The 14454-nt window shown below is 64.2% G+C and carries 12 protein-coding genes; 4 read left to right on the top strand and 8 right to left on the bottom strand.

Going from position 1 to position 14454, the window contains the following annotated elements; translation table 11 throughout:
• Positions 1 to 2: 2 nt before the first annotated feature.
• The 7 genes from V6657_RS11225 to V6657_RS11195 form a co-directional block, all read right to left on the bottom strand.
• Positions 3 to 827 carry an alpha/beta fold hydrolase gene (locus V6657_RS11225; RefSeq protein WP_048931720.1) on the bottom strand — a complete coding sequence of 275 codons (825 nt, stop codon included), beginning with the start codon at positions 825 to 827 and terminating at the stop codon, positions 3 to 5.
• Positions 824 to 2110 carry an MASE1 domain-containing protein gene (locus V6657_RS11220; RefSeq protein ID WP_048931721.1) on the bottom strand — a complete coding sequence of 429 codons (1287 nt, stop codon included), beginning with the start codon at positions 2108 to 2110 and terminating at the stop codon, positions 824 to 826. Before V6657_RS11220 ends, V6657_RS11225 begins: the two co-directional genes overlap by 4 nt.
• A gap of 91 nt (positions 2111 to 2201) precedes the next feature.
• Positions 2202 to 2843 carry a glutathione S-transferase gene (locus V6657_RS11215; protein WP_048931722.1) on the bottom strand — a complete coding sequence of 214 codons (642 nt, stop codon included), beginning with the start codon at positions 2841 to 2843 and terminating at the stop codon, positions 2202 to 2204.
• Between the two features lie 45 nt (positions 2844 to 2888).
• On the bottom strand, positions 2889 to 4079 hold the full coding sequence (locus V6657_RS11210; protein WP_048931723.1) for a PLP-dependent aminotransferase family protein: 1191 nt from the start codon (positions 4077 to 4079) through the stop codon (positions 2889 to 2891).
• Positions 4080 to 4197: 118 nt separating this feature from the next.
• Positions 4198 to 4668, bottom strand: coding sequence for a RidA family protein (locus V6657_RS11205; RefSeq protein ID WP_048931724.1), 471 nt, complete (start codon positions 4666 to 4668; stop codon positions 4198 to 4200).
• A gap of 44 nt (positions 4669 to 4712) precedes the next feature.
• The gene (locus V6657_RS11200; RefSeq protein WP_048931725.1) at positions 4713 to 5651 is read right to left on the bottom strand and encodes a DMT family transporter; all 939 of its coding nucleotides are present in this window, start codon (positions 5649 to 5651) and stop codon (positions 4713 to 4715) included.
• 9 nt (positions 5652 to 5660) lie between these two features.
• On the bottom strand, positions 5661 to 6380 hold the full coding sequence (locus V6657_RS11195; protein WP_048931726.1) for an alanyl-tRNA editing protein: 720 nt from the start codon (positions 6378 to 6380) through the stop codon (positions 5661 to 5663).
• A gap of 131 nt (positions 6381 to 6511) precedes the next feature.
• Here V6657_RS11195 and V6657_RS11190 point away from each other — a divergent pair, with 131 nt between their 5' ends.
• The 3 genes from V6657_RS11190 to V6657_RS11180 all read left to right on the top strand — a co-directional run bounded on the left by V6657_RS11190 (position 6512) and on the right by V6657_RS11180 (position 10526).
• Positions 6512 to 7987, top strand: coding sequence for a PLP-dependent aminotransferase family protein (locus V6657_RS11190; protein ID WP_048931727.1), 1476 nt, complete (start codon positions 6512 to 6514; stop codon positions 7985 to 7987).
• A gap of 102 nt (positions 7988 to 8089) precedes the next feature.
• Entirely contained in the window at positions 8090 to 10012 is a 1923-nt protein-coding gene (gene htpG / locus V6657_RS11185) for a molecular chaperone HtpG (RefSeq protein ID WP_048931728.1), read from the top strand.
• A 10-nt stretch (positions 10013 to 10022) separates the two neighbouring features.
• Positions 10023 to 10526, top strand: coding sequence for a DNA-deoxyinosine glycosylase (locus tag V6657_RS11180; RefSeq protein ID WP_048931729.1), 504 nt, complete (start codon positions 10023 to 10025; stop codon positions 10524 to 10526).
• Positions 10527 to 10583: 57 nt separating this feature from the next.
• On the opposite strand, the gene V6657_RS11175 is transcribed toward V6657_RS11180, so the two are convergent.
• The gene (locus V6657_RS11175; RefSeq protein ID WP_160315271.1) at positions 10584 to 12410 is read right to left on the bottom strand and encodes an alpha/beta fold hydrolase; all 1827 of its coding nucleotides are present in this window, start codon (positions 12408 to 12410) and stop codon (positions 10584 to 10586) included.
• A 267-nt stretch (positions 12411 to 12677) separates the two neighbouring features.
• Between V6657_RS11175 and V6657_RS11170 the strand changes: the two genes are divergently transcribed.
• Positions 12678 to 14321, top strand: a complete 1644-nt coding sequence (locus V6657_RS11170) for a hypothetical protein (protein WP_048931731.1) — start codon at positions 12678 to 12680, stop codon at positions 14319 to 14321.
• The last annotated feature ends 133 nt before the right edge of the window (positions 14322 to 14454 follow it).

Here is a 14454-nt window from a genome sequence, read left to right as displayed (position 1 = left end):
GCTCAATCCGCGGCGGCCGGGCCCTTGCGCTTGGCTGCCGCCGGGTCGAACCCGAAGAAGCCCAGCAACTCGGCCGCGACCTGATCGCGGTCGTTGTCTACGCAGATCATGTGATAGCTGTTTTCCAGCACTACGGTGCGGGCGCGCGGCAGTGTGGCTTGCAGCGTTTCGGCCGAGCGCAGGCTGGTCAGCTCATCCTCGCGGGCGTGGATGATCAGCGTCTCGCAGGGGGTGGCGCGCATGGCGGCATGCGCCTTGGCGCGCAGCCGATCGACTTCGCGAATGCACGTGAGCGGCACCCACGGATAGTGGAAGCTGTCGCCGCGCGCGAGCTTGGCCTTGATGATCCGCCGCAACAGCGGGTTCTTGATGCCGAACGGCTCATCCTCTTCCACGCGCATGCGCGCGGCCATGCCCGGAACCCGGTACACCGCGTGGCGCAATTCCCGATACCAGGGTGTTGACCAGCCATCGATGTACATAGGCGTCGCCAGCAGCGCCAGCCTGTCTTGCGGGCGATTCACGCCGTGCCGTACACGATGCGCCAGCACCAATGCCAGTAGCGAACCCATGCACATGCCGGCGATATGCACGATGTCGTGCTCGGTAAGCAACTGGTTGTACGTTTGCGTGAGCGCGTCGAGCCATGCCTCGGCGTGCGTGGTGAGCAGATCTTCCGGGCGTGTGCCGTGGCCGGGCAGGGTGGGGGCGAGCGCCACCGCGCCGGCATTGCGCAGCGCTTTCTGCAGCACGCCCAGATCGTAGGACGTACCGCCTAGGCCATGGATCAGCAGCACAGCCGTGCTGCCGGGCGCCGGCGTGGTCACAGTGCAGTCTCGACCGACCAAGTACCGGCCACCAGTGCCGTATTGCCAACGGCGTCCGTCAGGGGCCCGCCGGTATCGACCACCGTATGTACCGTGCCATCGCGTGCGGTCAGGCGCAGCGTTTGCCGGCGTGCGGGCGGGACAGCCTCATCGTTGAATACCGGCGTGCCCAGCCAACGGGCGCTCAAGCCGGCGCGGTCGTCCGGATGCACGAGCTGCAGCACGGTGGAGACCGAAGCCATGGTTTGCGCGTCATGCCCGAAGGCCAGTGTCACGTCGCCGCCCCAGTCGATGCGGCCGCTGGCTGGGTCGATGGTGTAGACGAGCTGGCTGGACGCGGCCAGTGCAAGCTCCACGCGGTTCTGCCAGTGCGCGCTTTGCTCGTGCAGTTGCTCGCGGGTGGTCTTGAGTGCGCTCACCAGCAGCACCAGCAGTGCGGCAACGCCCAGGTACAGCTGTGTTTCCAGCAGCGATTGGCCGTAGTGGCGGTCGAGCACCGCAAACGGGCCATCGCCTTCGGCTGTTTGCGTGAGCGCCACCAACGCCAGCAGCAGCACCGCCACCGAGCCGCCGCGCCCGCCCCACAGCAGGGCGACCACCACAGCAAAGAACAGCGGGACGTAGGTCAGCGCAAAACCAATGCCGTCGCCAAATTTGTCCGCGCTGTTGCCGTCGAATACCACGTAAGACGACACGGCCAGCGCGATGAAGGCCGCCAGGCCAAGCAGGAAGTCGGTACGATCGGTCCCCCCCGAGCGGAATGCGCGAAAGCGCGACCAGGCCGCCAGCACCGGCGTGACAATCAGCACGCCCAGGAAATCCGATGCGCCCCAGACCCGGAAGACGTGTCCGAACGAGCCGCCCTGTGACCACGCAAACCATGCCGCCCCGAACAGCGCGCCGACAATGCCACTGATTGCCCCCGCTGTCAGCATTGCGCGCAGGAAGTACAACCCCTCCAGCGGCACGCCCATCAGCCGGATCAGCGCCACGGCCAATGCCGAACTGCCGACCTCGTCCAGCGCGAAGAGCATCGCGTGCGCCGGATTGGTGTGCTCGATGGCGGCCAGTGCCAGCTGTGCCACGGCAAAGGCGGCACCCAACCCTGGCCATTCGCGGTACGGCCGCAGCATGAAGGCCGCCATGGTCGCGCCCGCCGGCAGCCAGATATAGCCCGTCATGTCCACCGGCCCGTTCAGGCGGTGCGACACGATGGCGGCAACCAGATACAGCACGCCCCACAGGATCGTGGCGACGGGGGTGGAAAGTCGGTGGAATCGCATCCGGGTTTCCCTCGGTGAAAACAAAAAACCGCGCAGGCGTTGAAGGCCGTGCGCGGTTGGTGATGCTACCGCAGTTGGGGCGGGCGGTTGCTCAGACCACCGGCAACGCCAGCACTTCCTGCGCTGCACGCCGATCGCGCAGCTCCGTCATCCAGCGCTCCAGATGCGGCCGGGACGGGCGCTCGATCGGCAGCCCGAACCAGCGGTGCGCGGCGCAACCGCAGACGATGTCCGCCATGGTGAAGCGCTGGCCGGCCACGTAGGGCTGCTTGGCGAGCACTGCGTCGAGGATGGCCGTGGTGCGCTCGGCGGCCTGGCGCGAGCGCTCGATGCGGGTGGCGTCGCGCTGGTCTTCCGGCGTACGTACGAGCTGCAGGAAGGCATCCACCATCGATGGGCTGAATGAGGTGGTCTGCCAGTCCATCCAGCGGTCGGCATCTGCGCGCTCGTGCAGTTCGAGCGGGTACAGATTGCCCGGGCCGTAGCGTGCGGAGAGATAACGCACGATGGCGTTGGACTCCCACAGGACGAAGCGCTCATCGCTGGAATCGTTCAGGCCGTCTTCGATGACGGGGATCATGCCGTTCGGGTTCATCGCCTTGAATTCCGGCGTGTCGACGCCCCCGAAGGCGCCGCCGACGTCGATGCGCTCATGGTCCAGCGACAGCTCGCGCGCGCACCAGACCACTTTCTGCACGTTGACCGAAGAGAGTCTTCCCCAGATCCGCAGCATCGACGACGGCTCCTTTCTATGGATGAGTGAGTGTAGTTACGTAATTTAGGCGGCCTTGGGTGTGACTGCCGCGATTTCTGCGCGCATCAATTCACCCAGCACGGCAATGCCTTGTTCAATGCGTTCTGGCGCTACCGTCACAAACGCCAGGCGCAGGGTATTGCGGCGCGGCGCATTGGCGTAGAACGGCGCGCCCGGCACGAACGCCACGTTGCGCGCGACGGCCTTCTCCAGCAGCGCCATCGTATCGATGCCTTCCGGCACTTCCACCCAGATGAACATGCCACCTTCCGGACGGTTCCAGTGCACGCCAGCTGGCATGTGGCGCTTGAGCGAATCGAGCATCGCCTCGCACTGCTTGCCGTACAGGTCTCGGATGCTCGGGATATGCGTGTCGAGCAGGCCCGTCTTCAGTACCTCATACGCCACGCGTTGCGTGAAGGTGGGCGTGTGCAGGTCGGCAGCCTGCTTGGCCTGCACGAGTTTGAAGTGGATGTGCTCGGGCGCAATGATGTAGCCCAGGCGCATGCCCGGTGCCAGGATCTTCGAGAACGAACCCATGTAGACCACGCCCTCCGGATTGAGCGAGCGCAGCGAGGGCAGTTGGTCGCCGGTGTAGCTCAGCTCGCCGTACGGATCGTCTTCCACCAGTAGCACGCCGAGTTCCTTGGCGCGGGCCACCAAGGCTTGGCGGCGCTCCAGCGGCAGACGGCGGCCGGTCGGATTCTGGAAGTTCGGGATGGTGTAGAAGAAGCGCGCGCCAGAGGTCAGCTCGGGCGTAAGCGCTTCGGGCAGCAGGCCCTTGTCATCGCTGGGCACTGACGTATATGCCGGTTCGAACAGCGAGAACGATTGCAGGGCACCCAGGTAGCTCGGCGTTTCCACCATCACCTTGCTTTGCGGGTCGATGAAGATCTTGCCCAGCAGATCCAGCCCCTGCTGCGAGCCCGTCGTGATCAGCACGCGCGAGGCCGTGGTGCCATGACGCTGGGCGATCCATTCACGCAGCCCTGACAGCCCCTCGGTCGGGCCGTATTGCAATGCGGCCTGCGGGTTGTCTGCAAACATGCGGGCGCACGCCGCCTGAATCGCTTCGACCGGGAAGGTGACCGGGGCGGGCAGGCCGCCGGCAAACGAAATGACCTCAGGGCGTTCAGTGATCTTGAGGATTTCCCGGATCGCCGAGCTCGTCAGCTTTTGAGCACGGTTGGAGAAGGTACAGGCGGTGTGGTCCATGGTGTGGTCCTTGTGTTGCGGCGCCCACCTCGTGAGCGGGCGCCGTGGGTGGGCAAAGCGAAAAGGATAGCAGGCAACGCCCCCGTCTTGCAGGGCTGGCGCGTCGCAAATGGGAGGCTTAAGCGACTTCAGCGATCAGCTCGATTTCAACGCACGCGCCGAACGGAATCTGCGCGACGCCGAAGGCGCTGCGGGCGTGCTTGCCGGCATCGCCAAACACGTCGGCAAACAGCTCCGATGCGCCATTGGTCACCAGGTGCTGCTCGGTGAACTCCTGCGTGGAGTTGACCAGGCTCATGACCTTGACGATGCGCTTGACGCGGCTCAGGTCGCCGCCCAGGTGCGTGTTCAGCGTGGCGATCAGGTCGATGGCGATGGCGCGCGCGGCGGCCTTGCCTTCTTCGGTGGTCATGTTGGCGCCCAGCTTGCCGACCCACGGCTTGCCGTCCTTCTTGGCGATATGGCCGGACAGGAAGACCTGATTGCCGGTCTGCGCGGCCATGACGTAGGCGGCGGCGGGGGCGCCGGCGGCGGGCAGTTCGATGCCCAGTTGCTTGAGCTTAGCCTGGGCGTCGTGCGTGGCGGTCATGAGGACTCCTTGATGTGTTGGGTGAACAAATACGAGTAATGACGCTATCGGCGCACCGAAGTCCGCCGGCCGATGCCGACCACGGCAATCACTGCCAGCGCAAACAGCACGGTGGGCGCATCCAGCGATTCGCCCAGCAGCAGCCAGCCGCCGATCAACGTCATGAAAGGTTGCAGTAATTGTATCTGGCCGACCCGCGCAACACCGCCCGCGGCCAGGCCCGAATACCAGAACAGGAAGCCGATGAACATGGAGAACGCCGACACGTAGGCCAGACCCACCCAGGCGCGCGCCGAGGCATGCGCCAGCGCATCGGCCTGATGCGTGGACGGCAGCCACGCCAGCGCGCCCACCATCGGCAGCAGCACCGGCAGCGAGATGACCAACGCCCAGGCAATCGTCTGCGTGCCGCCCAACTCGCGCGAGAGCTTGCCGCCGGTCGCATAGCCGAGCGCACCGGTCACCATGGCGGCGAACAGCAGCCAATCGGCGCGGTGCAGGGCGCCGGCACCTTGCAGCAGCGCAAACGAGACGACGAGCACGCTGCCCACCACCGCGCACAGCCAGAACCCAGTCGACGGCCGCTCGCGCCCGAACCACGCGGCAAAGATGGCAGTCGCCAGCGGCAGCAGGCCGGTGATGATGGCGCCGTGCGCGGCCGGCACATCGCGCATCGCCAGCGAAGAGAACAACGGAAAGCCGACCACCACCCCCATCGCCGTGACAGCGAGTTGCCACCATTGGCGGCCCTGCGGACGCTTGGCGGCGGAGAACGCGCCGGTGGCCACCAGCAAGCCCAGCGCCAGTACGCTGGCCAGCACCGCTCGAACCAGTGCGACAAACGTCGCATCCAGCTCGGCGACGGCCATGCGCGTGAACGGCAGCGTCTGACTGAAGATGGCCACGCCGATGAAGCCGAGCAGCATGCCGCGGCGTTCGGCGTGGTCGGTGTGGCCCAGGGGCAGGGTGGCGGACTTGGTCATGGCGGTGACTCAATCCGCAAACGCCACGGCAACGCGGCGGTTCTGGCGGCTCTTCTTTTCGATCTTGGTGACGACCACGCGGCCGATCTCGCCGGTGGCGCGCACGTGGGTGCCGCCGCACGGCTGGCGATCAATGCCGTCGATATGGATGATGCGGATGGCCCCTGCGCCCACCGGTGGCGCCGCGCCGACGGTGCGCACCAGTTCGGGCTGCGCGGCCAGTTCTTCCGGCGTGATCAGGTCGATGCGCACGGGCGTGTTGCGGCCGATGAGTTCGTTCAGTTGCGTGGTGAGCGTGTCGCGGTCGAGCGTCGATTCGGGCAGATCGAAATCGATGCGGCCGGAATCCGGCGAGATGCCACAGCCCGTGACTGGCACGGGAATCAGCGAGCCCAGCAAGTGCAGGCACGTATGCAGTCGCATCAGGCGGTGGCGACGGTCCCAATCGATGGAGGCCGTGACGGCCGTGCCGGGGGCGAGCAGGGCGAGGTCCGCGCTGTCGGCGGGCATGTGCAGCACGGTCTGGCGATCGGGGCTGTAGATGGTGTCGGCAATGGCGACGGTCTGGCCGTCACCCAGCGCGAGGGTACCAGTGTCGCCAGCCTGGCCGCCGCTGCGGGCGTAGAACACCGTGGCGTCCAGTTCGATGCCCTCCGGGTGGACGGCAACGACGGTGGCGTCGCAGGCGGTGCGGTAGGCGTCTTCGTCAAAGCGCTTGAGCGTTGGCATGGCGGGGTCTCCGATTCGCTGGGTGCGGAATTCTGACCTTGATCCTACCGAAGTGTGTCTGTACAGTACCTGTACACTTTGTCGTGGTACTTTCTGTACAGTTCTCGGCGCCTTCTTTTGCCCCTTCCGTCATGACCGCTTCCTCCCAAATCGTCAGTCTGGATGCCCGGCGCGCCGCCGCCCGGCCGGCCGCGGAGCAATTGCCCGACCCGATTCCGTCGGCGCAGATGACGCTAGTAGACCAACTGACCGAGTGGGCCCGCATGCGCATTGACGAGGGTGTTTTTCGTGCCGGCATGCGCATGCCGTCGATCCGGCAACTGGCGCAGGAGAAGCGCATTTCGCGCTTCACGGTGGTCGAGGCGTACGAGCGGCTGGTGGCGCAGGGGTATCTGGAGTCGCGCCGGGGCTCGGGTTTCTATGTGAAGGCGCGCCACACGCCGCTGCCCGAAGAACCGCCCACATCGCCCGCCACCGCTCGCAAGATCGACGTGACCTGGCTGCTGCGCAACATGTTCCACTCGGCCGAACCATGCAAGGCGCCGGGTGTTGGCTTCTTGCCCAACGGCTGGCTGGACGGGGAGCTCATTGCCAACGCGTTGCGCTCGCTGGGGCGACTGAACGGCAACCAATTTCTATCGCTGGGCACGCCACAGGGTTTTCTGCCACTGCGCCAGCAGTTGCAAACACGGCTGGCGGAGCTGGAGATTGGTGCGCGACCCGAGCAGATCGTGATGACCTCGGGGATCACGGCGTCACTCGACCTGATTGCACGTCAGTACGTGCAGCCGGGCGACACGGTGCTGGTGGGCGATCCAGCATGGTTTCTGATGTTCGGCCGCTTTGCCGCGCAGGGCGCGCAGGTCATCGGTGTGCCCTATACCACCGAGGGGCCAGACCTGATTGCGCTGGAGGGGTTGGTGCAGGCGCGTCGCCCCAAGCTGCTGATCATCAACTCGATCCTGCACAACCCGACCGGTACGTCGCTGTCTGCCGCCAAGGCATTCCAGTTGTTGCGCCTGGCTGAGCAGTACGGCTTTCTGATCGTCGAAGACGACATCTATGGCGACCTTGCGCCCCCCGGTTATCAGGCGACACGGCTGGCGAGCCTGGATCAGCTACGCCGCGTGATTTACCTGAACAGTTTTTCCAAAACGCTGGCGGGAAACTTGCGCGTGGGGTTTATCGCCTGTCATCCGGAACTGGCCAAGAACCTGACCGATGCCAAGCTGCTGACCGGATTTGCCACGCCCGAGATCAACGAGCGCGTGCTGTACAAGATCCTCACCGAAGGCCAGTATCGCAAACACGTCGACCGCGTGCGCGGCCGCCTGGACCGCGCGCGTGACGGCGTGCAGCGCAACTTGGAGCGCCTGGGCCTGAAGCTGTTTGCCCAGCAGGGCGCAGGCATGTTCCTCTGGGCGGATACGGGGCAGGACACCAACGCCATCGCCCGTGCCGGACACGAGCAGGGCTATGTGTTTGCGCCGGGGAGCCTGTTCTCGCCGTCGCAGATGCCTTCCACGTGGATGCGCTTCAACATCGCCACCAGCGCCGATCCGGACATGCTGCGTTTCCTGGCCGAGCAACTCGATCACGGGGCTTGAAAACCGAGCCATCCGCCTTATCTAGCCTCACAAATTCATGCGGGCGCACGCGCAAGGTGTAGCCCGCTCCTCTTTCCACTTTTCTGACTTTTAACGCACACCATGAGCGCACCGCACGAGAAGATGGCTTTCCAGGCAGAAGTGAAGCAGCTTCTGCATCTGATGATCCACTCGCTGTACAGCAACAAGGAAATCTTCCTGCGGGAGTTGGTTTCCAATGCGTCGGATGCGGTGGACAAGCTGCGCTTCGAAGGCATCGCCGATCCGTCGCTGCTCGAAGGCGGCGGTGAGCTGGGCATCCGCATCGGCTTCGATGCCGCCACGCGCACCATCACCATTGCCGACAACGGCATCGGCATGAGCCGCGACGAGGCCATCCGCAACCTCGGCACCATCGCCCGCTCGGGCACGCGCGAGTTCTTCAGCCAGCTCTCGGGCGATCAGCAGAAAGACGCTGCCCTCATCGGCCAGTTTGGCGTGGGCTTCTACTCCGCTTTCATTGTGGCCGACCGCGTGACGGTGGAATCGCGCCGCGCCGGCGTGGCCGCCAATGAAGGCGTGCGCTGGGAAAGCACCGGCGACGGCGAATTCACCGTCGACACCATCGAGCGCGCCGAACGCGGCACCACCATCACGCTGCACCTGCGCGAGGGCGAGGACGATTTCCTGTCGGCCTGGCGCCTCAAGTCGGTCGTGCAAAAGTATTCGGACCACATCTCCCTGCCGATCCAGATGCGCAAGGAAACGTGGGACGAAGAGAAGAAGGCGATGGTCGCCCAGGACGAATGGGAAACCATCAACCAGGGCAGCGCCCTGTGGGCCCGCCCGCGTGCCGACGTGACGGACGATCAGTACATCGCCTTCTACCAGCACATCGCGCACGAAAACGGCAAGCCGCTCGCCTGGACGCACAACCGCGTGGAAGGCCGCAGCGAATACACGCAGCTGCTGTACCTGCCGACCAACGCGCCGTTCGACCTGTGGGACCGCGAGCGCCGCAGCGGCCTGAAGCTGTACGTCAAGCGCGTCTTCATCATGGACGACGCCGAGCAACTGCTGCCGGGCTACCTGCGGTTCGTGAAGGGCGTGATTGATTCGGCGGATCTGCCGCTGAACGTGTCGCGCGAAATCCTGCAGGAAAGCCGCGACGTGAAGGCCATCCGTGAGGGCTCGACCAAGCGCGTGCTGGGCATGCTCGAATCGATGGCCGAGTCGGATGACGCCGCCGAGAAGGAAAAGTACGCCACGTTCTGGCAGCACTTCGGCCAGGTGCTCAAGGAAGGCATCGGCGAAGACCACGCCAACAAGGACCGCATCGCCAAGCTGCTGCGCTTTGCCTCCACGCACAACGAAGACAGCGCCCAGACCGTCTCGTTGGCCGACTACCTCGGCCGCATGAAGGAAGGCCAGGACAAGATCTACTACGTGACCGCCGAGAACTGGACGGCCGCCAAGTCGAGTCCGCACCTGGAAATCTTCCGCAAGAAGGGCGTGGAAGTGCTGCTGCTGACCGACCGCGTGGACGAGTGGATGCTTTCGTTCCTGCACGACTTTGAAGAGAAGGAACTGGTGTCGGTGGCGCGTGGCGATCTCGACCTCGGCGCCATGGAAGATGAAGCCGAGAAGGCCGAGCATGCCAAGGTGGAAGGCGAGTTCAAGGCGCTGGTCGAGCGCGCCAAGGCCGTGCTGAACGACAAGGCCAAGGACGTGCGGATCACGCACCGCCTGACGGATTCGCCGTCGTGCCTGGTGGCGGACGAGGGCGACATCAGCGGCACGCTGGCGCGTCTGCTCAAGCAGGCTGGTCAGCAGGCGCCCGACAGCAAGCCGGTGCTGGAGCTGAACCCGACGCATCCGCTGGTGCGCAAGCTCGCGCTGCTGGAAACCGTCACGGGCAACGAAGCCGACCGCGCTGCGTTTGAAGACCGCCTGCACGTGCTGTTCGATCAGGCACTGCTGGCCGAAGGCGGTTCGCTGACGGATCCGGCGGCTTACGTGCAACGCGTGAACCGCCTGCTGGCCTAAGACGCAGAGCGTGACGCTCAAGCGATGCTTTCCGCCCGTGGTCGACACGCATACGCGCGTGTTGATCCTGGGCAGCCTGCCCGGCGAGGCATCGCTTGCGCAAGCGCAGTACTACGCTTACAAGCACAACCAGTTCTGGCGCCTGGTTGGTGAGGTGATCAGCCAGGACTTGCCGAATATGGACTATGCGATGCGCTTGCAGACGCTGCTGGCGCATCACATCGGCTTGTGGGACGTGGTGGCCGAGGCCAAGCGTGAAGGCAGCCTCGACAGCCAGATTCGAGACCATGCCGGCAACGACCTGGCCGGCCTCATTGCATCATTGCCGGAACTGGCGGTGATTGCTTTTAACGGTGGTACCGCCGAGCGAATCGGCCTGAAAGCCCTGGCTCGGCACGGCGACCACCATCACATCATCAGGCTTCCCTCCAGTAGCCCGGCGCATACCTTGTCCTATTCGGAAAAATTGCGCACCTGGCAGGGGCTGAAGGGGTGGTTGGACAAGCCTGCGTGATCTGCCTGATGCTGGCGGTGAACGCTGGAACGGGCAATGACAACAACGGGAAGTGCGCTATCTCGTTGCACAAGTTTGGCGGATCGTTTGCAGAATCTCCCGCCAGTGCGAATAGATCAGGAAGTGCCCACCCCCCTGGATGACGCGCAGCCGAGCGCCAGGAATTCGCTCGGCAAGTTTTTGCGCACCGGCCAGTGCGACGTGCGAATCCGCATCCCCGTGAAAGAGTTCGACCGGCATCGAAAGCGCCAAATCGTCTGTGCTCCACCCGTGCACAGCCAACAAGGCTTCTGAAACAAGATACTGCTCACCGTGCTTCACGCTGGCCAACAAACCGCGCGCGTAATTTTCACGCATCACAGGGTCATCGAACATGCGGCGATCGGATTCGGGCACGCGCCGGGTCATGTGCTCCATGAACTGATAGACGTTCTTCCTGATACCGCGAATCGAGACCCGCAATAGCGGAGGCAGGAGATTGGGGGAGTATCGCGCGACCAGGATCATCATGCGGAAATGGTCGGAAAAATGCTTGAGATCCTTGAGATGCTCGATCGGCGGAGCCGCTCCAACAAGATAGAGGGCGCGCACCCGATCGGGCAAGTGCTGCGCGGTCGCGAGCGCGTAGGGCGTTCCCGCGCCGGAATGGCCAAGCACCACGAACCGTTGCAGGCCCAGATGATCGGCAAGTGCGGCGACGTCTTTCGGCCAATCCCGCACGCGCCGGCCGGGCAATGGGTCGGAGTCTCCTATACCTGGCCGCTCAGGAATGATGAGCCGCATCCCTTCTTCATACAAGATGCCGTCATCAGGGTGGCGCAGGTGGCGCGAGCCCGAGACGGCATGCATGAAAATGATTGGCAAGCCATTGGGGTCCCCGGCGTCCGACCAGGCCAGTCGACGTCCATCCGCCAACGTGAGCAGGGAGTCGCCGGGCTGGAGCGTTGCCAGATCACGTGGCGCGGTCGGCCCGCGCAGATGCACCGGTAAGGGGGCGGTGCCATCAAGCTTCAGCCACAGTGGCGTCGCATAAACTGCGTGCACAAGTTCGCTTTGCCTTTTGACGCCGACCTTCTCAAAAACCGACTTCAATTGCGTCTTGGCGGTATTGATGCTGATGCCCAGGTTTTGCGCCGCCTCATCCAGCGCGCGACCCGTGATGAGTTGCTGAATCAGCCGCGTTTCGGCGGGCGTTGTTCCAAACAATTTGCGCAAGCCGGATTCCGCCAGTGGCCTCGCATTGGAACTGGCGACCCAAACAGCGAGCCGGGCCTCTTCGTTCGCCTGCTCGTCACCCAGGAGCCGGCTTACCCAGATGCACAGACCGCCATTTGTATCTTCAAGTCGAAGCGGCACATCCACACCCGGCTCGGCCGTGACTCGCTGCACGGCATCCGCCAGCGCCTTCTGTGGCCGCGAGACCAGACGGCCCGCAGAGATCGCCAAGCAGCCGTGCTCGCGCAGCATCGCGAGCAGCGTGCTGTTCATGCTCAAGATCGTCCCTGACGCTCGGATGACTGCAACACCCAGTGGCAACTGGTCAAGCGCCGCTTCGAGCAGCCGCCGATGCTCGTCCGACTCGGTACTTTGCCGGTGCAATTCATAGGCTCGGGCGAAGTGCGGCGCCAGGTGTACGAAGACGCCTTGCTGCGCGCTGGTGCTCTGCAACGGAGCCAATGCGCCGGAGCCGTCGAACCAATGGGCGACCATGCGTTCCGCATCTCGCGTGTCAAATGGCAAGACCGTTTCCGTGCCGAGCGCGGACACGTAGTTGGCCATGCTTTCCAATAGCTGCGGCCAAAGCGCTTGATCACCTGCCGTGTCGTAAATCAAGCCGATCAACTTCGATAGCGCCGCGGCATGAGAGTCAAGGCCGTCGTCCATGGAGTCCATATGAGTGCGTCTGTGAGAAAAGCGCGCATCGCTGGGTAACGTCCGCAAGATCATGCCACGCGCGCGTCTTCTTGCTCAAATCCGCCAGAAGGTCGCCAATCCATGAGGGCGCTACCGTACGGCCTGCCATGTTGAGAGATCTTGGTGTTTGGGTTTTCACCCGTTCGGGTGATCCGTCAGCGTTTCTTTTCCTATCCAATACGCCGGAACCGGATGCAGTTGACTGCATCCCAAAACGGCCCTAGAGGGAGGGAAATCATGAAGCTAACACCTATCGCAATCAGCGCTGCGGCGCTTGTCTTGTCGGCTTGCGGCGGCGGCGGAGATTCGGCGCCTCAGCAAACCAACCCGCAGTCGCAGAAGATCAGCGGCGTGGCCGCCACCGGTGCGGCGATGCAAGGCGCAACGGTCAACATCACGTGCTCGGCAGGTTCGGGCACTGCAATCACGGGAACGGACGGCAGCTATTCGGCGCCGGTCAGCGGCGCCAGTCTGCCTTGCGTGCTGACGGCCACCAGTAGCGACGGCAAGACTGTGCTGCACTCCCTGATCGCCGGTTCCGGGTCGGTCAGCAGCGGCGCCACGGCCAATGTCACGCCGCTGACGGAACTGCTACTTGCCCAGTTGGCTGGACAGGATCCGGCCAAGTATGCGGCGGCCTTCAGCTCAGCTACGACCGTGAATGCCAGCGATGTCACCGCCGCGCAATCTGCCCTGGTCAAGGTGCTGCAGAGCGGGGGCTTTGATGCTTCGAGCATCAGCGACTTCCTCGGCGGCGCGATCAGCGCGGGCAGCGGCCAAGGCTACGACGCGGTGCTGGACACGCTGCAAGCAGCGCTGGTCAAAGCGGGTGTTACCCTGACCGATCTGAGTACGGCGGTTGCCAGCACCAAGGGCAGTTCCAGCGGGGCAGCAGGTTCGACCATTGGCACCGTGCTCGCGCCAGCCAATTCGGCTTGCCCGGCGCTCAAGAGCGGTGATCATCGGCTGATCAAGTTCTCGGACGGCACCGCGCAGGTGGTGACCGTCGACGCGATCAAGCTGACCGTTGCAGAGGGTGGCGCGACATACCAGCTCACTCCGACCCAGGGTTCAACGGCCTGCGATTTCTCGTTGAACGACTCGGTTTCGACGCGCGTGCTTGTCGCCAAGTCGGGGATGGCGGTCTGGACCAGCGGCAGCGGCAACACAGGCACGCTCTCGCTGTCCATGCCCAAGCAGACGCTGGACCCGAGTGCCATCAACGGTGGCTACAACTATGTCGCCCTGAGCGGTTCGGCCCAGGGTGCCTACGGCACGCACAACTATGCGACGGGCGTCACCACGGCGGCCACGAACTGCTCGGTTGGCTCCGGTTGCCAAGTGGATACCCATTCGCCCTACGGACATCTGGTGTCCACGTCGGACGGCGGCGCTGACTGGATTGACGACGGCGCCTCGGCAGGCACCGCGGGTTTCCACGCCTATGGCTTCCAGAACGCGCAAGGCAGCATCATCTGGATTGCATCGATGGTCGGTGGAGTGGGCGTCTTTGCGCCGCAGACGACGCTGTCCGTGCCCGCAGTCGGCACGACCAGTGCCTTCTGGCAACGCACGATCAAAGCCAACGGTCTGACCACGGTGTCGGAAGACAGCAATACGGTTACGGCGGTGAACGGTTCTACCGTGACCCGTACCTTTACCGATACGCACACGGACCAGATCATCTACAACGATCCGTTCAATGGTCTGCGCCACCGTCCTGGCACCAATGTCTGCACGAACGCGACGGGCGCCACGGTAGCGTGCAATGAGACCTGGCAACTGCCTCTGGGCGGCTTGACGCTGGCATGGAGCGGATCTCCGTTTGTCACGCCTAGCACGTATCAGGTGACCTTATCGGTGAACAAGCCAGTGCACTGATTCACCAAGGCGAGCGCCCGCTGGCGCGGCCCCATCTGGGGCAGTCGGCACCGGCTCGACAGGGCGGGTGCCGATGCGCTTGTGGTTGACCGTGGCAACGGGCACCGCCGTCAGTCAAACGACCAGTTAAAGC

The organism is Ralstonia sp. RRA, assembly GCF_037023145.1.
Classification (GTDB): Bacteria; Pseudomonadota; Gammaproteobacteria; order Burkholderiales; family Burkholderiaceae; genus Ralstonia.
This window is presented reverse-complemented; position numbering and strand designations above follow the sequence as displayed.